Consider the following 21,265-nt stretch of genomic DNA (forward strand, 5'->3'; position numbering starts at 1 on the left):
CATCAGCTTTTCATCCCGCCAACAAATAAATTTATTGGCTAATAGCTAAAGTCAGATAAACCTGACTAGGACGATGTTTGAGTCCGTTTTAACGGACTTATTTTATTAGGCTCAGAATTAATTCTGAGGCGGGATACGGGGTTGGTGCAAGATATCAGTTAAGGGTTTAAAGGGGTGTAGGGGTGTAGATTAAAAGTAACTTTACTTTTAACCTTTGACCTTCCTTTTTCCCCTAATTTCTCTATGGGCTTTCCCTTATGGCTTCTTCATCAAAAACGTATTGCAGCAGACCTCCACAAGCGTCAAGGAGTAGTTCAATTACCTGATTGAAGCCCTCTGAACCACCATAGTAGGGATCTGGAACTTCTTTAAGGGTATGCCGAGAACAAAAGTCACACATTAAATGTACTTTGTGGTGATATTGTCCAGTTGGATCAACAGATAGGATATCGTCATAATTTTCCCGATCCATAGCTAAGATCAAATCAAAGTCTTGAAAGTCTGACTTTTGAAACTGACGAGCATGACCACGGAGTTTGATTCCTAGTTTTTGAAGCGCCGCAGCACTCATGCGTCGATCCGGTGGGCTACCGATGTGATAGTTAGATGTGCCAGCAGAGTCACAGATAATGCGATCGCCTAGTGTCTGTGTTGCAGACTCGCTCAATTCATTCTGCTCGATCAAGTAATTCATGATATTTTCTGCCGCAGGCGATCGGCAGATATTTCCCAAGCAGACAAACAAAAGTTTGTAAGGCATATAAATTATATAGTCATTTGTCCTTTGTCATTAGAATAAGACAAATGACAAACAACTATTAACTTTAGAACCCAGGAAGTTCTAACCCACTTGTCAAATCTTCCATGCGTTCCCGCATTGTTGCTGTGGATTTGTTATAAGCATCTTTCATAGCAGCAGCTACTAGATCAGAAAGTACCTCTGCACCTTCATTTAGAGCATCTGGAGAAATTTCTACCCGCTTAGGTTCTTGGTTTCCACTGACTATCACCTTCACTAAACCATTGCCAGCTTCGCCTTCAATTTCCATTTGCTCCAGTTCTTCTTGAAGGCGCTTTGCTCCTTCTTGCACCTGTTGAGCTTTCTTAAAAGCTTCAGCTAGTTCTTTCATTTTGCCTAAGCCAAAGCCAAATCCTTGTCCTTTACCTGTCATATGAGATTATCCACCTGTATTTTGATTAACAAGTCAATTTCAACAAATTCAATTATAGATGGGCTATGTCATTTACCCATTGTTACCCCCAGATATCCTATTCTCCAAATTTTGTCAATATTAGCAAGGGTGAAGGGGAAAATGCTAAGTATTAATACTTTAATTTTAGTTGATTTCGGTTCATGATTGCAAATCTAGGTAATCTCACAAGTTAGCGATCGCCTGTATCCCTGCATATTACGTATCTCTTCTTTTAAGTGTTTCCTGTACTGTGGGAAGATTATTGATGGTTAAGTCTACTCAAGTAAGTTCCCATTTCCGAATAGTTTTAGTCAAGAAATTAATGCTGCGTTTGAACCATCCCATGTTCAAGTTATTAAAATCTCAGTTGAAGAATACTCTCATTACACTTTCGTTGGTAACACTCTTTTTAGGAGTAAGTACAGCTGGGTGGACTCCCTCCAGCAGTGCTGGACTACCAGCAGGAAACGCAATCACTGACGGGAAAGCGCTTTTGCGCTATGCATTACCAATAGATAATAAGCCTGTGCGAGAATTGCAAGGCAGTTTGGAGGATATATCAAACCAGCTAAGGGCCAATCGACGTTGGGGTGCTGTTTCCAAAGACCTCAGCAAAGCATCACGGGTTCTCAATAATCCCGGCAAAATTTTGGCTAGTGTACCACAAGCAAACAAAACCCAAGCTGAAGCTTTGATTTCTGAATTGAAATCAGGTGTGAGCAATCTTGAAGAACTAAGTAAAACTAAAAACAAGGAACAAGTATTAGCACAACGAGCCGACCTGTTAAACCTCGTTGGTGACCTAGAAGATTTAATGGTGCAGGGATTCCCCTTTGAAGTTCCCAAGGAATATAGCAATTTACCACAACTCAAAGGTCGTGCCACTATCGAAATGAAAACTACAAAGGGTAATATTACTTTTGTAGTGGACGGTTACAATGCTCCTGTAACTGCTGGAAATTTAGTTGATTTAGTACAACGGGGTTTCTATGATGGTTTACCATTTACCCGTGCAGAAGAATCTTACGTTGTTCAAACTGGTGATCCACCAGGAAAAGAAGTAGGCTTTATTGACCCCAAAACTAATAAATACCGTGCTATTCCTTTAGAAATTCTTTTTGAAGGTGACAAAGAACCAACCTACGGTATTACCTCAGAACAAGCAGGACGTTACACTGATTTACCTGTATTGCCATTTTCGGCCTATGGTGCAGTAGCTATGGCTCGTCCTGAAACTGACAACAATGGCGGTTCTTCGCAATTTTTCTTCTTTCTCTATGAACCAGAACTTACCCCAGCTGGACGTAATCTTTTAGATGGTCGTTACACCGTTTTTGGTTATGTCGTTGAAGGTAAAGATGTTTTACGTGAAATCAAAGCAGGTGACAAAATTGAATCAGCAAAAGTCGTCAAGGGTGCAGAAAATTTAGTAGAGCCAAAGGAAGCATAATTACAACACTTTTCTGTGCATGTCAGGGTTCTCTAGGGTGGGCATTGCCCACCTTAAATATTAAATATGTGATATTTGAAAAGCAAATGGCAGTTTACCAAGTTCGACTTATTAATTCTGCAACTGGCTTAGATCGTGCGATCGCAGTACCAGATGATCAATATATCCTCGATATGGCTCAAGAAGCTGGTATCCGTCTACCATCTGGATGCAAACAAGGCGAATGTTCAGCCTGCGTTGCTAAAATCATTGCTGGGGAAGTAGATCAAAGCGAGCAAAAGTTTTTGCGATCGCATGAGATAGCAGCTGGTTACACTATTACTTGTGTTGCTTATCCTTTGTCTGATTGCACTTTAGAGACTCATCAAGAACAAGTCTTGTATCAAAACTCTCTATATCTTAAATTAGATGTTCCTAAACCAGAGTAATATGTTTAGAATCTCGAAAACATTTACTCTACTAAACTCAGAAAAAATATTAAATAATTCTTAAGAATTGAATTGGTAATTTTGCTTTAGTCTGGTCTGTCAAAAATTCTTTCCTGATATCTTGCACCAACCCCATATCCCGCCAATAAATTAATTCTGAGGCTAATAGTATAAGTCCGTTAAAACGGACTCAAACACTGTCCTAGTCAGATTTATCTGACTTTAGCTATTAGCCAATAAATTTATTTATTGGCGGGATGAAAAACTGATGCAAGATATGATTTTCATCTAAAACTAGCCTAATGGTAGAAGCAGAATCTACCTTGTTAGAGAGGTTAAAGAATAATACATCGCAGAAGATGGTATCAGAACATAAAAACCTCTATTTCTGCTTTTTAGGTGAAAACGATGACCGGAAACTTATTAGCTGCCCTAGTTACAGCTTTAAGCTTATTAATTGTTGATTTAGTTGTTCCTGGTGTTAATATTGCTAACTTCCCAGCGGCTTTAATTGCAGCGCTAGCAATTGGTTTAGTTAATGGTTCTGTTAAACCAGTTCTATCTTTCTTATCGTTACCACTTAATTTTTTATCATTAGGAGCATTTTCACTCGTTGTTAACGGTATCTGTTTTGCTCTCGCAGCATTTTTAGTACCTGGTTTTTCTGTACATGGACTAATAGCTTTTATTCTCGGTCCTGTTGTTCTGTCTTTTGGTAGCACCTTGATCAACAGATACTTTGCTGAGAAAAATTTGGCTTTATCCAGCAGTGATGCAGCGAAATCCAAAGCTGAATTACCTTCTAGCTAAATCTTAGTATTAAGTAGAACAAAAAAGAGCGATCCCCGCATTTCTCAAAATCGCAAATCCGAATTGAATTAATTCCTGAGAAAGATTTGAAAAATTAAGTCAATTTCGGAAAATTGTAAACACAAACAAAAAAACTTACAACTAACAGCAGTAAAAACACCATGAAATTACTTCGTTATCTCCTCGGATTTTTCCTACCTCCTGTTGGTATTTTCCTGACATATGGAGTGAGTACAACTTTAGTGATCAACATTCTTCTCACTCTTCTTGGTTGGCTTCCTGGTGCTATTCACGGTGTCTGGGCTATTGCCAAATACGAAGAAAGATTAAACACCGTATCCTAATTATTGAGAAGATATTTAGTTACTAAGCCATACTAGAAACAAGATTCCCGATTTCTCAGAGAAGTCGGGAATCTGAGCTTAATTTTATAATTAATTCTATAAATTATATAAGTAGGGTCTGCTGAAAAACTCGAGAAAAAGCCTATTAAGGATTAGTAAGTTATTCAGGCAAGGGTCGTGGATAAGTTTGTATTATGTGGCGTCAGACCAAATATAATTTTCACTAATAACAGACTGTAAAAAAGGCGCAGTTTTTAAAAATGGACATAAAAAAGCATAAAAAAGCCGTGACAGATGAGTAGACAAATTCATTACTAAAAAAGTAATAGCAATTGCAGTTTCAGAAGTATAAGAAAGCTTTGTCATCACTCTACCCAGGCTAAATCTTCGTTTAGCTTGTCCAAACTTACCCTCAATAGAATTACGAATCCTTTCGGATTCCAAAGCTTGTTTCTTTTTTTCTTCACTAAGATCAATTGGAGGTCTACCTAAAGGGGGAGCACTGATTTTAATACCTCTTTCTTTACACCAAGCTCGGTTTTCTCTTGTGCGATAAATTTTATCAACATGAACGGATTCTGGATAATAACCGGTATAGTTTTTATATGCTTCTACTTGCGTTTTTAAATCTCCTGACTCATTTGCATTGTCCCCTTCAAAAATAGGGAGGCTTGATACCCCTTGATTAATCTGTGGGCCGACGAAATATTGATACCAATTCTTTATGAAGCTGCGCTAAATAAAGCTTCAAGAATAAAGTCGTATGAGGTGAGAGAAACAATCACTTCTGGTGTAATAGTTTCTAGTATCTCAGTTAATTTCTGACGTAGTTGGGCAAGGGTTTTACAATTCTCCCATTGGAGTCTGCTCTTAAGGAACTCCCAAAACCTCTCAATAGGGTTCAATTCTGGAGAGTGGGGTGGTTGGAAAATTGGTATAATATTTTCTGGACTTTTCCCGGGTTTTAACTGTGTGAAAAGAGCCTTGGTCAAACTGGACAACTGCAACGTCTTCGCCCAGTTCTGCCGACAGCAACTCTAAAAATTTCTGAAAACAATCCCCGTCAAGATGGGAAAACTCGTAGAAAAAACTATATCCGCTTAAAGGTTCAATTACACCATACAAGTAAAAATTATCACGTTGCCACTGACTCAAACCTATCGGCTTTACACCAGCAGCGGTAATTAAACGTCCGGCAATAGTCTTTAATCCCAGGCGGGTTTCGTCCTGGCACATGTATCTCAGTCGCTGACCTTCTCCAAATTCTTCTTGCAAGAATTTGAGTGCTAAAGGGAGTTTTTTTTAAAGTGAGACTGACTTTGTGGATGTTGTTTGCGGCTTTTGGGACGAGGAACTTTTAGTTTGGCACCCAAACAATAGCGAACAAGCTGATAAACCGTTTTGTAGGCTAGCTTTAATCCCAGATCGCTCTCAAGCCATTGTTGAATCTGACTATAGCTGTGAAATCCTTGTGGCTCCTCCAATCGCTGTTTCAAACGTGACAAATTTTCTCCACTCACTATAGGCTCTTTACCAGGCGCATGTTTCACACATAGCAATCCACTTCGTCCCCCGTCTTTATACTTTCTTAACCAACGTGTTATGGTTGCAACATCGCGTCCTAAACGTTTTGCGATCGCACTGCGACTTGTGAGTTGACCACTTTTTAGCCAGTAGAGCATTTGTAATCGCTCTTTGCTGCTTGCCTCCCTCGCACCTTTTACTGCTTTTTCCAATTCTTCTTGGCTTTCTTTAATCTCGACTTCCAATCTCAGACCCATAAGGTTTAAACCAAACCCACACTTGTTTTTAATTTAGCGCAGCTTCATACAGAAATGGTATTAGGAATGCGATATCTATTAGACCTCTTGCAAAAGTGCAAAAGTCGAATTATCCCCCCTCAATCCCCCCGTGAACGAGGGGAAGATTTAGTTCCCTAAGCGTTTACGCTTAGGGTTAGGGTGGGGTAAAAATATTTTTGCAAGAGGTCTATTATTTACCAACCTTATCAACCGGTTCTTTTTCTTTTAACCAATCAGCACCAGAGAGCAATAAATCTCTAAGTATTTGTCTAATTTGACGCTCTTTTTTAGCTATTGAACTACCTGCTTCCCCAATCTTTTCTTCCAACTGAGCATGTTTTTGTTGCACTTGAGCAACTGCTTCTTCTGCCTGTGGACGAGCTTGCTGGAACCAGTTTTTTGCATCATCAAGATAACTTTTTACTTCTTCCGAACGTCCACCATAGCGTGCAGCTAAATTAGCTTTGACAATCGCTAACTGTGCTTGGAGTTGAGCATATCTTCTTCTCAATAAAGCTAATTCATCACTATTCTTGATCGCATCTATAGCAGAATCAATCGCTGTCTTGCTTTCCGGCGAATCGACATTATTAGTATCTTTGATCTCTGCTAAAATCCCATCAACTTCTTGCTGGATTTTATTTTCTTCCTCATCTAATTGAGCTTCTAGCTGTTTAACCTGTGCTTGAGTTCTAGCAATAGACTCATGTCTTTTCGTATTTACAGCCTCTAGCGCTCCTTCAATTGAAGCTGTCACATTTTCTTTGTACTCACTGCTTTTAGTTTGTAAATTTTCAACAACAGTCGAAACAGCATCTTTTACAATGGAACGAATTTCGGTAGAGCCTTCTTGGAATTCAGAAACTACTTGTGAAACCGCCGCTTTCACAATTTCCCGAATTCGCTCTGCTCTCAACTGTCCGGTTTCTTTTGCTTGTTGAAGATCAGTTCTAATTTGTTCTTTGATATTGTTAGGCATTTTTTAGATACTTTAAGAATTAACTAATTTGGATAGATTTTCATAGGATCACTATGTCACACTACGATTGTGGCGTAAGATATTTTAAAGCAGTACTTCCTTAAGATAGAAAATTACTAACTAAAGTTGTATTATATGTGTGTTAAAACTACTCTAAAATTTATACTGTTGCTCTTCACAGTGTTGATAATTAGCTTCAGCCAACCAGCATTAGCCGCAGATACAACCAATGGCGCAAAAATCTTTGATGTTCATTGCGCTGGTTGCCATATCAACGGTAGTAATATCATCAGGCGAGGTAAAAACTTAAAGCTTAAAGCACTAAAAAAATATGGTATGGATTCAATAGAAGCTATTTCTTCCCTTGTTGCTAACGGTAAAAATAATATGTCAGCCTATAAAGACCGTCTTAGTGAGCAAGAAATACAAGATGTCGCCGTCTATGTTTTACAACAAGCCGAAAAAGGCTGGCGTTAAAAAAAGTTAGGAATAACAATAATTCCTCGCAAGATTCTATAAGTCCAAGCAATCCAAAATCTAAAATCCAAAATCCAAAATCGCATGACTCTACCCGCATCAAGTCGTCTGCAATTTACTCCTGACTTAAATATCTGTCGGATATTAAACGGAATGTGGCAGGTATCTGGCGCACATGGACGTATTAACCCGACTGCTGCAATCCAAAGTATGTTTAAGTATATGGATGCAGGCTTCACCACTTGGGATCTTGCTGATCATTACGGGCCAGCAGAAGATTTTATTGGCGAATTTCGACGTCAGCTAATTGCAACTCGCACTCAAGAAGCTTTGTCTAATATCCAAGCTTTTACTAAATGGGTTCCTCGTCCTGGGAAAATGACCAGAAAAATTGTCGAGGAAAACATTAATATCTCTCTCAGAAGAATGGATGTTAGTTCCTTAGATTTGATGCAATTTCATTGGTGGGAATATCGAGATCCCAATTACCTAGACGCCCTCAAGTATATGGCTGAATTACAAGCTGAGGGCAAAATCAAACATTTGGCTTTAACTAATTTTGATACGGAACACTTACAAATTATTATTGATGCAGGGATCAAAATTGTTTCTAATCAAGTGCAATTTTCTTTAGTTGACCGCCGACCAGAAATTCACATGATGCGCTTTTGTCAAGAACATGATATAAAACTTTTTACTTACGGTACTGTGTGCGGTGGTTTACTATCAGAAAAATATTTGGGACAAGCAGAACCAGGACTTTTTCAACTTTCCACTGCCAGTCTGAGAAAATACAAAAACATGATAGATACTTGGGGCGGTTGGAAGTTATTTCAAGAATTACTTTTAACTCTCAAGCAAATTGCTGATAAGCATCAAGTGAGTATTTCCAATGTTGCAGTACGTTATATATTAGATCAGCCGACTGTGGGCGGTGTAATTGTCGGTGCCAAACTTGGGGTATCGGAACATATTGAAGATAACGTCAAGGTATTTAGGTTTTGCCTTGATGCTGAAGATATACATAGTATAGATGTTATATCTGGCAAGTCACGAGATTTGTATCAACTCATCGGTGACTGCGGTGATGAATATCGAAAATAGAAAATTCAGAAATTAGAACCTAAAAAAGACTAGAGTTGGCGTTGCTGACTTCATGTATGAAAATGATTTTAGGTAATTCCAAAACCCTTGTACCAGACGCGATATATCGCGTCTCTACACTAGATTCATACCACGATTCAGCAACGCCCTGGAGTTTAATTGTAAATCCAGTCTTTCGGATGCTCTCACCTATTTCCGCAAGGATAGTTTAATAGGCTGAATTTTGTTTATGATCGTTGCTAACGACACCTAAAACATTCATCCGAGACGTTTTCAAACTCTCTAAAGCCCGCTTCAATACGGAAGAGTCTGTTTTTTCCATCCTTACTATTAGTAAAATGCCATCTGTATGGGGTGCTATTAAACTAGCATCAGCTAGCCCAAGCAAGGGAGGAGCATCATAAATTACTAAATCGTACGTATTTTGAAAGTCTTCCATCAATCGCTTCATCTTTTCTGATGAGAGCAACTTTGTTGGATCAGGTGGTATGGGGCCAGAAGTCAGTATAGAAAGTTGCTTCATAAAAGGTGCTGGACGGATTGCTTCTGTGATCGGCAAGTTTGTAGTAATTAAATTACTTAAACCCCAAAAGTTGCTGAGATTTGCTAGCTCATGAATTACAGGTTGGCGCAAATTAGCGTCTACAAGTAAAACTCGTTGTTCCATTGCACAGGCTATCTCAGCTAAGTGGAATGCAACTGTAGATTTGCCATCTCCTGACATAGCTGAACTAATAACTATAGATCTGATTGGGCGATCGCTACTGAGTAGTTGAATATTTGTATTCAGTACACGCAAAGCCTCTAAGAAACCTGTACTGTAGCTAGTAGAATCTCGCACAGCGATCGCGCCAGGTTCTGAAATGTCCTTTGGTAGGGAATTTGGTGTTGTCCTTGCCAAAATTTTTGGTAGAGAAGTATGCTGTTGGCTACCTTGTAAACGCCTCTCAAAAGGTATTGATCCCAATAAAGGCTCTTTAATTTTTTGCTTGAGAACATGAGCACTATGATAAGTGCTATCTAGTTTCTCCAGTAACAAAGCCAAAGCTATTCCCAAAGCTAAACCACCCAAAAATCCTGATATTAAACTACGTTTGATATCTACTAATGCAGGATTTTCTGGCAAAGTTGGTGCTTGAATTAATTCCCAAGGTAATTCTGTTTGTGCTACCTGAATTTCTAAGGTTTCGCGAGTATTGAGAAAACGATTTAAACTGTCAGTTGCAACTTGTAATTTCCGTTGTAATTCAGTATATTGTCTTGTTAAGACGGGCAACTGCTTACGCTTTTCTTCAAGTTGCTGCTCTGCTTTGGCAAGTTCTTGGCTCTGCACCTCTAAAGCTTGAACTTGTGTTATCGCTTCAGCAAGCCTTGTATTCATAAACCGTTGTGCTTCTTGACTTAGCAACGGTAACAGGCTTTCCCGTTTTTCTTGCAAATTTTGGATTGTAGGGTTTTCTTCCTGGAAACGAGTTGTCTGGGCAGCTATTTGAACCTCTAATGCACGCAACTGAACAAGTAATTGTTGGTACAATTGTGCATTATTTAGTGTAGCCAGTTCTCCTTCTTCCCCCTGTAAGCTCACTAAACTGTTACGAGCTATTGCTAACTGCTGATTGATAGTTTGCCTTTGTTGAGCTAAGTTATTAGCTTGAGTAGCTATTTGTTGTGCTTGTGTTTGTGGATCAACAAAATCGTACTTTTGTCGGAAGATCTGCTGTTCTTTTTGTAGCTGATCTACTCGTCTCTGCATGACTACCAGTTGCTCTTTTACGAACTTGAGACCTTGTCGCAGACTAGTTTGGCGCTGTTCTAAGCTATATTTTAAGTACGCTTTTGCAATTTCATCCAGTACAGCTTTGACTTTAACAGGATCATCACCCTGATAACTAACTTCTATAATCCTTGTTTCATCAAGGCGAGTAATAACCAAAGATTTTACTAAATAATCATAATTAAAGTCTGGATAATCTTTTTGCAATTTCATCACAATATTTTTCATTAGTCCTGGGCTTTTGAGAACCTGTATTTGACTTTCATAATCCAGACTAGGGTTTGATGAACTAGAATTTTGCTGAGAATCTAGTTCTGCCAACTTGTTCTCATTATTAAGAGGCTCGACTAATAGCCTAAAACTGTTTTCATACACAGGCTTTTGATTTAGGGATGAGTACACTGTAGCTGTCATCACAACAGCTACTACTCCGGCTATTACTAGTACTCGTCGCCTTACAACACTTAAAAAATCTCGTAAATTCCAATCATCTCCTTGGGTTTCGGATAAAGCAAAAGGTGGAAATTGGTTACTCAGTTGTTGCGGTAAAAAGTTCTGATTTCTGTCAGAACTTGATGGTTGATATGACCGATTATCCATAATTTATAAAGATTTGGTAAATATGTAGGTGCTATTTACTACATAAAGTTTGAATTAAGTGCAATTCCACAGAAAATAGCTATAGTAATATTTTTGTATAATTTTTAATTATTACAGTATATATACTTGTCTTTAATCAAATAGCGATCATTACATAATTGTGACTAAAGTATATCATCGGTTTATAAATTCATGTGCTGCCTTACTCAAGCTTTATGCATCGTGCTTAATGATGTACTATGTGCAGCTTGATAATACAGCTTGGTAAGAAAAGAATAAACAAAGATTTGTTTTACTAATACTATGCCGTCTGTATACCAAATTTTTCAGGCTAATTTTTAGCCAGACAATCCTGTTTTATGAGTTTGGTAAATACTCAATCTGCATTTGGAATCGCTGTGATTTTGAGTAGCATTTTATGGTGTTGCCCAAGAATGGAATGATTCAGGCTGACTCTCAGACACGGAGACACGGTAATTCTTGTTGATGAAAATTCCAAAATAATTGCGTAATTATGCAACGCCCACTTTATTTTCAAACCGATAGAAATAGAAAACTCAACGACAGATTATATTTCATGCCCAGAAAGCATGATGACAGTAAGTTTTATACAACTAAAGTGATAAAAGAGGACTAAATTATATTTTTTTCCTTGTCAAGCAAATAACTATTTAATAGAGTGCTAATTTTAAAGAAATATTAACGTCTTACCTGATATAAAAGTAAATTTAATCACGTTTACTTTAATTATTTGATGGAAAATAGTCATTATTTATACAACAATATTTCGTTGATTTTTTTGCATTAAATTTAAGTTCTTTTGACAGAGCAATTTAGAGACTGCTTTGCAAACAGGATACTTGACATAAAAACAAACACTGTATTTTTTATTACATGTATTCTTTTTAATATAAGACTAACATATTGTCTTCAAAGTCTCAACACAAGAATAAATTTGAAACATGCTAATATACTCATGCAGATTGATGTTATGACAAAAAACCACCAAAATAATGATTTTTAATTATGTAAAATATAAAGCAGTGTGTGTGTTCTCCAAAATTTACAGTTAAGATCCCTCGCCCATCAGAAGACCAGGAATTTGGTCATAGGTAATAGGTAATAGATAATTGGTTTTCCATTACCGATTGCCGCAACGGAGCGAATTTCCTCTACACCCCTCATGGGTTTGGCATCCCAGTAGCTTTGGGTAAAATAAGTAAAAGATGCAGCTTCCTTAAAAAGCTATATTGCCATGGCTTATAAGTAATGTTGTATAAATGCATCAACTAAACAAATAACAACATCATATTAAAAAGTTGATACTTGAGTAGTTTTGTTTTTACATGTTGTGTTTTTCTATACGATTAATACTGTGCAGGCCAATTCATGTAATCAAATTACCTTTGTTTTGGGATGCAGTATAAAATTAAACAATTGATAATCTATAGTTTCAAAAAACCTCCACTGATAAATAACTTTCAACTAGCTTAGTATCAAAACATACAACTAGTTGTCCAAAATACCCTATTACTGACTGAAAGAAGTTCAGCGCCATTTTTTAGATACATCCTTTGATACTGCATAAAACCGATGACGCTAATTTGTATTTTGTTAGAGTTACAGTTTGTGTATTAAACATGTATTTAAACACGGAGAGATATTTCTATGTTTAAAAATTTAGATAATGCTGAGTGAGTGAGGGTTTATCAGTGATCTTATGATTTGACGTTGTAGATTTTGTGTCTGTTTAACAAACACCTACCATTGAAATATTTTTGTATGGCGATGTTCGTTGACACACAATATTATTCGTCTCAGTTTTGTTCGTCTATTCACCGAAAATTATGCAATTAATTTACTTTTTAAAGATTCCTTGAAACTTATATGAAAATACTTGTATTTTATGCGAAATATATTACTTTGACGTCGAAACAACTATATAATCAAATCCACGGAGAAATGCTTGTATATTTTCTCAGAAATAAATTACTGCGTTTAACTTAGAACTAAGTGTTTTTCAGACATCTAACAAAAAGTGTTTACTTTAATTTGTGTTGTATTCAATACTGAGATATTCAAGATGTTTTTTAAGTAATGTGTATTTTACTGACTTTTTTTATTAAAAACAGCGTCTAGAAAAGTATTTGTACAGGATATAGCCGATGACACTCAGTAAATGGATTAATCAGAAATTGTCTCTATCTAGCTCTACTGATTCAGATAATTCAGAAGCTAAAAGAGAGCAGTTGCTAAAAACTGGAAAAAAGATCCAATTGTCGGTCATGACTCAGTTTTTTCCGCCAGATTACGCTGCTACAGGGCAATTGTTAGAAGAACTCACCAGACAATTGGGATATCTTGGGGTAGACATAGAAGTTTTTACAAGTCAACCAGGATATGCTTTTAAATCTTCTCATGCACCATCAGTCCAGCACCTAGGTAAAGTGCTAGTACAGCGATCGCGCACTGCTCAACTATGGCCAGGACGAATTCGAGGTAAAGCAGTCAATGGAGTTCTATTTACTCTGCGTGCTGCACTCCATTTACTAAAAAACGGTCGTCGTTTCAACTTATTATTATTGACCACAGCACCACCATTTTTGCCAATTCTAGGATATCTTGCTCATACCTGGTTTAAACTTCCCTATGTGTGCATACTCTATGACCTTTATCCAGATATCGCGATCGCTCTGAATGTCATCTCAAAAGATCATTGGGTAGCAAAGCTGTGGCGAAAACTAAATAAGTTAGTTTGGCAACAAGCCAAAGCAATCATAGTTCTCAGCCCTGCAATGAAAATGCGAGTGACTGCTATTTGTCCACAGGTAGAAGATAAGGTTTTTGTAATTCACAGTTGGGGAGATCCTGATTTAATTGTACCCATAGCCAAACAAGAAAACTGGTTTGCATGGAAGCATAACTTAGTAAATAAGTTTACTGTCCTCTACTCCGGTAACATGGGTCGTTGTCACGATATGGATACTATCTTGGAGGCTGCAAAACTACTGCAAGATGAACCGATTCAGTTTGTGTTTATTGGTAGTGGAGCAAAACAAGAAGAAGTTATTAAAGAAGTGAATCGCTTAGGACTGCAAAAAAATTTTGTATTTTTACCTTATCAAGACAAAGAAATATTGCCCTACTCTCTCACAGCTGGTGACTTATCTCTTGTCAGCGTTAATGGGGGTATGGAAAGTTTGGTCGCTCCTAGTAAACTTTATCCAGCCTTGGCGACTGGCCGACCAGTTGCAGTTATTTGTTCCGAGTATTCATACCTGAGACAAATGATTACACAAGCCAATTGTGGTGACACCTTTGAAAATGGAGATAGTCGTGGTTTGGCTGAGTTTATTCGCCTGCTGAGTCAAGATCGGGAATTAGCAAAGCGTATGGGTAAGGCTGGTCGTCAGTATATGCGATCGCACTACACGCCAGAGATTATATCTCGACAATATTTAGATGTATTGCTGCGGAGTATTAGTTAGGAGCAATGAAACTAGAAATCAAGCGTTAATTAGTAGCAGTTTTTTAATAAGTACATACTTTGTTCAAATGCAAATTAGACAACCAAAAAAATTTATGGATATATTTAATATCTTGTATTTGAACTTTGTATTTTTCTCATAATATTGAATGAAAAAAATCATATATTAACCTTGATAATGTATGATTTTTAAAAGATTTATTTTACGGTAATTGACTATGTTTGATGACAAAGAATAAAAAATAATACGTATAAAAACACAGCTTCCTATTTTGTAGTTAAATACCTTTTTTGTCTCATCATTAGGAAAACTAAATTTATTTAAAAATACATAGGTTGCTATTTATTTAGGAGTTGGGCTTCGATGGTCTTTTGATCTCAGTCCCTCCAACGTAACCTTCTAACTACTATTTGGAGGCCGAATTGTAGAGAAGGTGCGATCGTTCATAATCGAAAACATTCAAAACTAAAGACCTATATACTGTCCAAAATATAGCTGCTTTATCAAGAGCGTCAGTCAAAAGTATCAGTTGTATTAACAACACAAAAAGTAATTATGAGTAGTCAAGAAATCGCCTCTAATCAAGAATTAGTGATTGAGGCTGGACGCACAGAACGTCAATATTGGAAAGACATTTGGCGCTACCGGGAGCTATTATATTTTCTTGCTTGGCGAGATATTTTGGTGCGTTACAAACAAACTGCGATCGGCATAGCCTGGGCATTGATCCGACCATTTTTAACGATGGTTGTTTTTACCGTAGTATTCGGAAATTTAGCTAAATTGCCTTCAGAGGGAGCGCCCTATCCAATTTTAGTATTTTCTGCGATGCTCCCCTGGCAATTTTTTGCCAATGCCTTGAGTGAGAGTAGTAATAGTTTAATTAACAATGCCAACTTAGTTTCTAAAGTATATTTTCCCCGTTTGATAGTACCAATTAGTGCAGTAGTTGTCAGCTTTGTAGATTTCATGATCTCCGGCATGATACTGTTAGGATTAATGGCATGGTATAACTTTGTTCCAAATTGGCGAATATTAACTCTACCAGTATTTATCTTGATTGCCTTTGCAGCATCAATTGGAGTGGGTTTGTGGTTAGCAGCATTGAATGTTGAATATCGCGATTTTCGCTACATAGTACCGTTTATTGTGCAGTTTGGCTTGTATATCTCGCCTGTGGGCTTTAGCAGTAGTGTTGTACCGTCGCAGTGGCGATTACTTTACTCATTAAATCCAATGGTGGGTGTAATAGATGGCTTTCGCTGGGCAATTTTAGGCGGAAATTCACAAATTTACTTACCTGGATTTACACTGTCTGTCGGATTAGTTGCCTTGTTACTAGTAACTGGCATTTGGTACTTCCGCAAAATGGAACGGACGTTTGCTGACGTAATTTAAGAAGGAGTAGAGCAGATGTCTGATACTATGATTCGCGTAGAAAATCTGGGTAAAAAATTTATTATTGCACACCAGCAAGACAACTCTAATCGTTACCGTTACAAGGCTCTACGAGATGTAATTGCTGATGGAGCTAAATCTCTGACAAAGAGCTTGATTAAGCCAAATCCCAAAAAAATATCTAACCCTACCCGTGAAGAATTTTGGGCATTAAAAGACGTTTCTTTTGAAATTAAGCAGGGTGAAGCTATTGGTGTGATTGGACGCAACGGAGCCGGAAAATCAACACTCTTAAAAGTTCTCAGCCGTATTACCGAACCAACAGAGGGACGTATTACTATCAAAGGTAGGGTAGCAAGCCTCCTAGAAGTAGGAACGGGATTTCATCCTGAACTTACAGGACGAGAGAACATCTTCCTCAACGGTTCTGTTTTGGGGATGAGTAGAGTTGAGATTAAGAAAAAGTTTGATGAAATAGTTGCTTTTGCGGAAGTAGAAAAGTTTTTAGATACACCAGTCAAGCGCTATTCTTCTGGAATGTATGTGCGCCTTGCTTTTTCCGTTGCTGCTCACTTAGAGCCAGAAATTTTAATTGTAGATGAAGTTTTAGCAGTCGGCGATTCTGCATTTCAAAAGAAATGCTTAGGGAAAATGGGAGATGTCGCCACCAAAGAAGGTCGTACAGTTTTGTTTGTGAGCCACAGTATGCAAGCTATTGCCCAACTCACTAAACGTTGCATATTGCTTTCTAAAGGCAACATCCAGTTTGATGGTAATACTAGCAAAGCGGTGCAGTTATATCTTACAGGGCAAAAAGAAGATTCCGAACAACCTGGCTATTACCAAGCTCCTACAAACAAAACAGGCAATTATGTAGCTTGGGCGCGGGTACATGCTTCCGAAGGAGAAGGAATTCATGCTTGGGGAGAAGCGATTACGTTTGAGTTTGCTCTAAACATCACCAAACCCCATGAAAGTCTGTGGTTCTCTTTTCAGATACTAAGCGCCTTACAACAACCTATTTGTATTTTCTGGTTTTGTGATCCCGAAGCTCCCTTTCGTCGAGAAACTGGGACTTTTATTCTACGATGTGAAATACCAAAATTGAGACTCTACATGGGTTCGTACACCTTAACAACATGGTTTTCCGAACGCCGTAGCGAGACTCTGCTAGAAAATTTGAGGGAAATTTGCCCCTTTGAAATCACCATGCATAAGTACGAACGTCCAGAATATCAATGGCAAGCTGATGAATGTACTTACTTAGAAGATGCGGTTTGGAAAACTGGAGAAAAATATTAATCAATTAATTAGAGGGGATAAATAATGCCAATAAATAATGATGTCAAGTTGGGTAATAATGTGAAAATTTTTCATCCCCAACTTGTCAACTTGTACAACTGCATCATTGGGGATGACACTAAAATAGGCACCTTTGTCGAAATCCAGAAAAATGTCACCGTAGGCAATCGGTGTAAAATTTCGTCCCATAGTTTTCTTTGTGAAGGTGTCATCCTGGAAGATGAGGTATTTATTGGTCATGGTGTGATGTTTACTAATGACCTTTATCCCCGTGCCACAAATGAAGATGGTAGTTTACAAATAGATGATGACTGGGATGTTGTAGAGACAAGAGTCAAACGCTGTGCATCTATTGGTAGCAATGCCACCATTCTCGCAGGTGTAACCGTCGGAGAAAAAGCCATCGTTGGTGCGGGAGCAGTAGTGACTCGTGATGTCCCTAATTATGCAATTGTTGCAGGAGTACCTGCTCGTGTCATAGGTGATGTACGCGATCGCAACCAAAATACACAAATCACAGCCACTATTTCTAGCTAATCAATCAGCAGTAATACCAAAATTAGAAAACCCATGAAATATCAACGCACCTGTACCCCCTAATTCAAAAATTAGAGGTATTGCATTTATATATAGTCCAAAAGTTCATTAACAAAAACCTATAAGACAAAAATGGGTAACAACATTAATATCGGTGTAATCGGTTACGGATACTGGGGTCCGAATCTGGTCAGAAACTTTGCGGAAATTCCAGGAACACAAGTAAAAACAGTCAGCGATTTTAAACCAGAACTGCTGGCAAGGGTACAAGCAAGATACCCCAAAATTGACATTACAACAGACTGCCGCGATATATTTAACGACCCCAAAATAGATGCTGTCGCGATCGCCACGCCTGTCTCTACCCACTTCGACTTAGCTTTGGCTGCATTACAGGCTGGCAAGCACGTATTGGTAGAGAAACCAATGACTGTCTCTTCAGAACAAGCCCTGCGGTTAATTGAAGAAGCAGAAAAACGTAACCTAGTCTTAATGGTGGATCACACCTTTGTTTATACAGGTGCGGTACGTAAAATGCGGGATCTGGTAGTTACTAATAGTATTGGTGACATTTATTACTATGATTCTGTGCGCGTCAACTTGGGACTCTTCCAACATGATGTCAATGTTATTTGGGATTTGGCAGTTCACGACCTTTCAATTATGAACTATGTATTGCCATCTCAACCTTATGCCGTTTCGGCCACGGGCATGAGTCATGTTCCTGGAGAACCGGAAAATATTGCCTATTTGACCTTGTTCTTTGAAAGTAACTTAATAGCTCACATTCATGTCAACTGGTTAGCACCAGTGAAAGTACGCCGCACACTGATTGGTGGTAGCCAACGCATGATTGTTTATGATGACTTAGAACCGAGCGAAAAAGTCAAAATCTACGACAAAGGAATAACAGTCAATGGCAATAACTCTGCGGAAAATGTCTATCAAATGTTGATTGGTTATCGCACAGGAGATATGTGGTCTCCTCATTTAGATATGACAGAAGCACTACGGACAGAAGGATTGCACTTTATTAATTGTATTGAAAAAGGCGATCGCCCCATTACCGATGGTCAAGCCGGACTGCAAGTAGTAAGTATTTTGGAAGCTGCTACCCAGTCTATGAAGCAGCATGGTCAATTAGTCGAACTGAATTCAGCACAGGTAGCAGTATGATTCCATTTGTAGATTTAAAAGCCCAGTACCTAAGTATTAAAGAAGAGATTAATACTGCTGTCCTTAAGGTATTGGAAAGTACCCAATTTATTTTGGGTAGTGAAGTCACAGCTTTTGAGCAAGAATTTGCTGACTATTGTAATGCCGATTACGGTATAGCCTTAAATACAGGAACCAGCGCCTTGCACTTAGCATTACTGGCAGCTGGCGTTGGTCCTGGTGACGAAGTCATTACTACACCTTTCACTTTTGTGGCGACGGTTGCGGCAATTGTGTACACAGGAGCAACACCAGTATTTGTAGACATTGACCCCGTTTCCTACACCATCGATGTCACCAAAATTGAACAAGCCATCACACCCAAGACTAAAGCCATTCTGCCAGTTCATTTGTATGGACAACCAGCAGACATGAACCCAATTATGGAAATTGCTCGGCGTCATGGTTTGACTGTGATTGAAGATGCTGCCCAAGCTCACCGCGCTGAATACAAAGGACAACGAGTAGGTAGTATTGGGGATATAGGTTGTTTTAGCTTTTACCCTGGAAAAAATTTAGGTGCATATGGTGAAGGTGGCGCAGTCGTCACTAATAATCCCGAATATGCAAAAACAATGCGTATGTTGCGTGATTGGGGACAGGAAAGCAAATATCATCATGTTCTCAAGGGTTATAACTACCGCATGGATGGGGTACAAGGTGCGATTTTACGGGTCAAATTACGCTACTTAGATCAGTGGACAGAAGCACGCAGGACACACGCAGCAGCGTATGATCATCTGCTGACAGATTCTGGTATTACTACTCCTACTGTGATGCCCTACAGTTACCATGTATACCACGTTTATGCAGTACGTAGCTCTCAACGAGAAAAACTGCAACAACAACTCAACGCCCAGGGTATTCAAACAGGCATTCATTACCCTATTCCTGTACACCTACAAGCAGCTTACGCAGATTTAGGCTATAAACCTGGAGATTTTCCTCATTCAGAACTAGCAGCTAGGGAAGAACTTTCACTACCCATGTATGCTGAACTGACCACAGCCCAGGTTCATACCATTGTTGCAACTCTCCAGAGTATTCTTCAGGGAGTTACAGTTTAATGAACGACATCCGTCCTGGTTTGAACTCCCAACGCCTCGTCACCCTGATGGAACAGTCAATAAAGCGTTGCAACCTGCAACTTGAGAACCTTAAGGTACTGACAGAAGCTGCGACTGGAGCCTACGTAGTTACACCTGTATTGGCAGCTATGGCAGGGGCAGAAAAAGTGTTTGCAATTACCCGTAGTAGTCGTTATGGCAGTGTAGATGCTGTCATAAAAAATACAAACTATCTAGCGGAAATTGCAGGGGTGAGCGATCGCATCGAATTTTTCAGCGAGAAAACAAAAGATGTTGTCGCCCAAGCAGACATTATTACCAACAGCGGACATGTGCGCCCTATCGATGCCCAAATGATTGGGTGGATAAAACCCACCGCAGTCATTGGCTTAATGTACGAGGCGTGGGAATTTCGACCAGAGGATGTGGATCTTAATATCTGTCGTCAACGCGGTATCCAGGTTGTAGGTGTCAATGAACGACATCCAGCAGTAGATGTTTTCTCCTTTCTAGGTATTATGGCAGTTAAACTGTTACTAGATGCTGGTATTGCTGTTTACGCAACTAACATCTTATTGTTGTGTGACAACCCTTTCAGTTCGTTTATAGAAAGTGGGTTGATAAACGCTGGTGCGACTGTAGACACAGTTGATAGTCTCACAGCAGCCCCTAGAGACAAAATCTACGATGCTGTCTTGGTGGCTCTGCAACCACAACAAGAGCCAGTACTATCTGGAAAAGATGCAGCTATGATTGCCAAGTATTGGCCAGGGGTGGTGGTAGCTCAATACTGGGGAGATATTGAGCGTCCTGCTTTTTCATCCTATAACGTACCTGTATGGCCAGAAATTGAGCCAAAACCAGGACACATGGCTATCTTGCCATCAGGAGTGGGAGCAGAACCAATCATTCGCCTGCAAACTGGAGGATTAAAAGCTGCTGAAGTTATTTGGCGACAACAATTTTCAGAGTTAAATCAGGAACCTCTTGAATTTGTACAACTTGTGTAAATTTTAATTACTGATCTTGCATCAGTACTTAAATTTAGTGAATAATAAGCAATTATCAGGTTTTCACAACCATATAAGTACTCAAGCATAATTAATTACACATTCTCTTCCTGTTCCCTATTGTCCGTTCCCTATTCCCTAACCGAGACAATGCGTGGATTTTAGATTTTGGATTTTGGATTAAATCTAAATCTAGAATCAAAAAAAAACGGTTACCTACACGCCCGCCGCTCCGCGTCTACAAGCCTCTCCGTTTAAGGAGAAGAGAACAAAAAAATTCAAGCCTC

General features: G+C 38.7%; 20 protein-coding genes and 1 pseudogene. 13 read left to right on the forward strand and 8 right to left on the reverse strand.

The features are described 5' to 3' along the window. Positions 1-241 precede the first annotated feature (241 nt). A complete protein-coding gene (locus B4U84_RS25180; protein WP_207390989.1) occupies positions 242-760 on the reverse strand; it encodes a low molecular weight protein-tyrosine-phosphatase in 519 nt (172 codons plus the stop codon). A 64-nt stretch (positions 761-824) separates the two neighbouring features. After that, the gene (locus tag B4U84_RS25185; protein ID WP_017312047.1) at positions 825-1,172 is read right to left on the reverse strand and encodes a YbaB/EbfC family nucleoid-associated protein; all 348 of its coding nucleotides are present in this window, start codon (positions 1,170-1,172) and stop codon (positions 825-827) included. Between the two features lie 343 nt (positions 1,173-1,515). Between B4U84_RS25185 and B4U84_RS25190 the strand changes: the two genes are divergently transcribed. The 4 genes from B4U84_RS25190 to B4U84_RS25205 all read left to right on the forward strand — a co-directional run bounded on the left by B4U84_RS25190 (position 1,516) and on the right by B4U84_RS25205 (position 4,225). Then, positions 1,516-2,643 carry a peptidylprolyl isomerase gene (locus B4U84_RS25190; protein WP_026082030.1) on the forward strand — a complete coding sequence of 376 codons (1,128 nt, stop codon included), beginning with the start codon at positions 1,516-1,518 and terminating at the stop codon, positions 2,641-2,643. Between the two features lie 86 nt (positions 2,644-2,729). Further along, complete coding sequence (locus tag B4U84_RS25195) at positions 2,730-3,071, forward strand: 2Fe-2S iron-sulfur cluster-binding protein (RefSeq protein WP_017312045.1); 342 nt, start codon at positions 2,730-2,732, stop codon at positions 3,069-3,071. 408 nt (positions 3,072-3,479) lie between these two features. Further along, positions 3,480-3,881, forward strand: a complete 402-nt coding sequence (locus B4U84_RS25200) for a phage holin family protein (protein ID WP_017312044.1) — start codon at positions 3,480-3,482, stop codon at positions 3,879-3,881. A 161-nt stretch (positions 3,882-4,042) separates the two neighbouring features. Next, a complete protein-coding gene (locus B4U84_RS25205; RefSeq protein WP_017312043.1) occupies positions 4,043-4,225 on the forward strand; it encodes a YqaE/Pmp3 family membrane protein in 183 nt (60 codons plus the stop codon). A 192-nt stretch (positions 4,226-4,417) separates the two neighbouring features. On the opposite strand, the pseudogene B4U84_RS25210 reads toward B4U84_RS25205, so the two are convergent. The 5 genes and pseudogenes from B4U84_RS25210 to B4U84_RS25220 all read right to left on the reverse strand — a co-directional run. Further along, positions 4,418-4,876, reverse strand: a pseudogene (locus B4U84_RS25210) (transposase); the annotation flags it as partial. Between the two features lie 71 nt (positions 4,877-4,947). Then, the gene (locus B4U84_RS32165; protein WP_510650811.1) at positions 4,948-5,232 is read right to left on the reverse strand and encodes a transposase; all 285 of its coding nucleotides are present in this window, start codon (positions 5,230-5,232) and stop codon (positions 4,948-4,950) included. Further along, entirely contained in the window at positions 5,117-5,500 is a 384-nt protein-coding gene (locus B4U84_RS31265) for a hypothetical protein (RefSeq protein ID WP_196797805.1), read from the reverse strand. The genes B4U84_RS32165 and B4U84_RS31265 overlap by 116 nt, the downstream gene beginning before the upstream one ends. A gap of 11 nt (positions 5,501-5,511) precedes the next feature. Beyond that, complete coding sequence (locus B4U84_RS31270) at positions 5,512-6,006, reverse strand: helix-turn-helix domain-containing protein (protein WP_207390990.1); 495 nt, start codon at positions 6,004-6,006, stop codon at positions 5,512-5,514. 211 nt (positions 6,007-6,217) lie between these two features. After that, complete coding sequence (locus B4U84_RS25220; RefSeq protein WP_017312042.1) at positions 6,218-7,006, reverse strand: hypothetical protein; 789 nt, start codon at positions 7,004-7,006, stop codon at positions 6,218-6,220. Between the two features lie 135 nt (positions 7,007-7,141). Here B4U84_RS25220 and petJ point away from each other — a divergent pair, with 135 nt between their 5' ends. Then, entirely contained in the window at positions 7,142-7,483 is a 342-nt protein-coding gene (gene petJ, locus B4U84_RS25225) for a cytochrome c6 PetJ (protein ID WP_017312041.1), read from the forward strand. Between the two features lie 84 nt (positions 7,484-7,567). Beyond that, positions 7,568-8,587 carry an aldo/keto reductase gene (locus tag B4U84_RS25230; RefSeq protein ID WP_131120913.1) on the forward strand — a complete coding sequence of 340 codons (1,020 nt, stop codon included), beginning with the start codon at positions 7,568-7,570 and terminating at the stop codon, positions 8,585-8,587. Between the two features lie 208 nt (positions 8,588-8,795). Here B4U84_RS25230 and B4U84_RS25235 read toward each other — a convergent pair whose 3' ends face one another. Beyond that, entirely contained in the window at positions 8,796-10,961 is a 2,166-nt protein-coding gene (locus tag B4U84_RS25235; RefSeq protein WP_017312038.1) for a GumC family protein, read from the reverse strand. A gap of 2,165 nt (positions 10,962-13,126) precedes the next feature. On the opposite strand from B4U84_RS25235, the gene B4U84_RS25240 reads away from it, so the two are divergent. The 7 genes from B4U84_RS25240 (at position 13,127) to B4U84_RS25270 (ending at position 20,978) form a co-directional block, all read left to right on the forward strand. Beyond that, entirely contained in the window at positions 13,127-14,449 is a 1,323-nt protein-coding gene (locus B4U84_RS25240) for a glycosyltransferase family 4 protein (RefSeq protein WP_131120914.1), read from the forward strand. Between the two features lie 555 nt (positions 14,450-15,004). Then, positions 15,005-15,847 (forward strand): ABC transporter permease, encoded by an 843-nt coding sequence (locus B4U84_RS25245; RefSeq protein ID WP_017312035.1) that lies wholly within the window; start codon positions 15,005-15,007, stop codon positions 15,845-15,847. 15 nt (positions 15,848-15,862) lie between these two features. Next, the gene (locus B4U84_RS25250) at positions 15,863-17,149 is read left to right on the forward strand and encodes an ABC transporter ATP-binding protein (RefSeq protein WP_131120915.1); all 1,287 of its coding nucleotides are present in this window, start codon (positions 15,863-15,865) and stop codon (positions 17,147-17,149) included. Positions 17,150-17,173: 24 nt separating this feature from the next. After that, positions 17,174-17,686: an acyltransferase gene (locus B4U84_RS25255; protein WP_131120916.1), complete on the forward strand. Its 513-nt coding sequence runs from the start codon at positions 17,174-17,176 to the stop codon at positions 17,684-17,686. Positions 17,687-17,818: 132 nt separating this feature from the next. Further along, entirely contained in the window at positions 17,819-18,862 is a 1,044-nt protein-coding gene (locus B4U84_RS25260; protein WP_017312032.1) for a Gfo/Idh/MocA family protein, read from the forward strand. Next, a complete protein-coding gene (locus B4U84_RS25265) occupies positions 18,859-19,968 on the forward strand; it encodes a DegT/DnrJ/EryC1/StrS family aminotransferase (protein WP_131120917.1) in 1,110 nt (369 codons plus the stop codon). The genes B4U84_RS25260 and B4U84_RS25265 overlap by 4 nt, the downstream gene beginning before the upstream one ends. Then, positions 19,968-20,978, forward strand: a complete 1,011-nt coding sequence (locus B4U84_RS25270) for a hypothetical protein (protein ID WP_131120918.1) — start codon at positions 19,968-19,970, stop codon at positions 20,976-20,978. Before B4U84_RS25265 ends, B4U84_RS25270 begins: the two co-directional genes overlap by 1 nt. Positions 20,979-21,265 lie beyond the last annotated feature (287 nt).

The organism is Westiellopsis prolifica IICB1 (assembly GCF_004323185.1).
Taxonomy (GTDB): domain Bacteria; phylum Cyanobacteriota; class Cyanobacteriia; order Cyanobacteriales; family Nostocaceae; genus Pelatocladus; species Pelatocladus prolificus_A.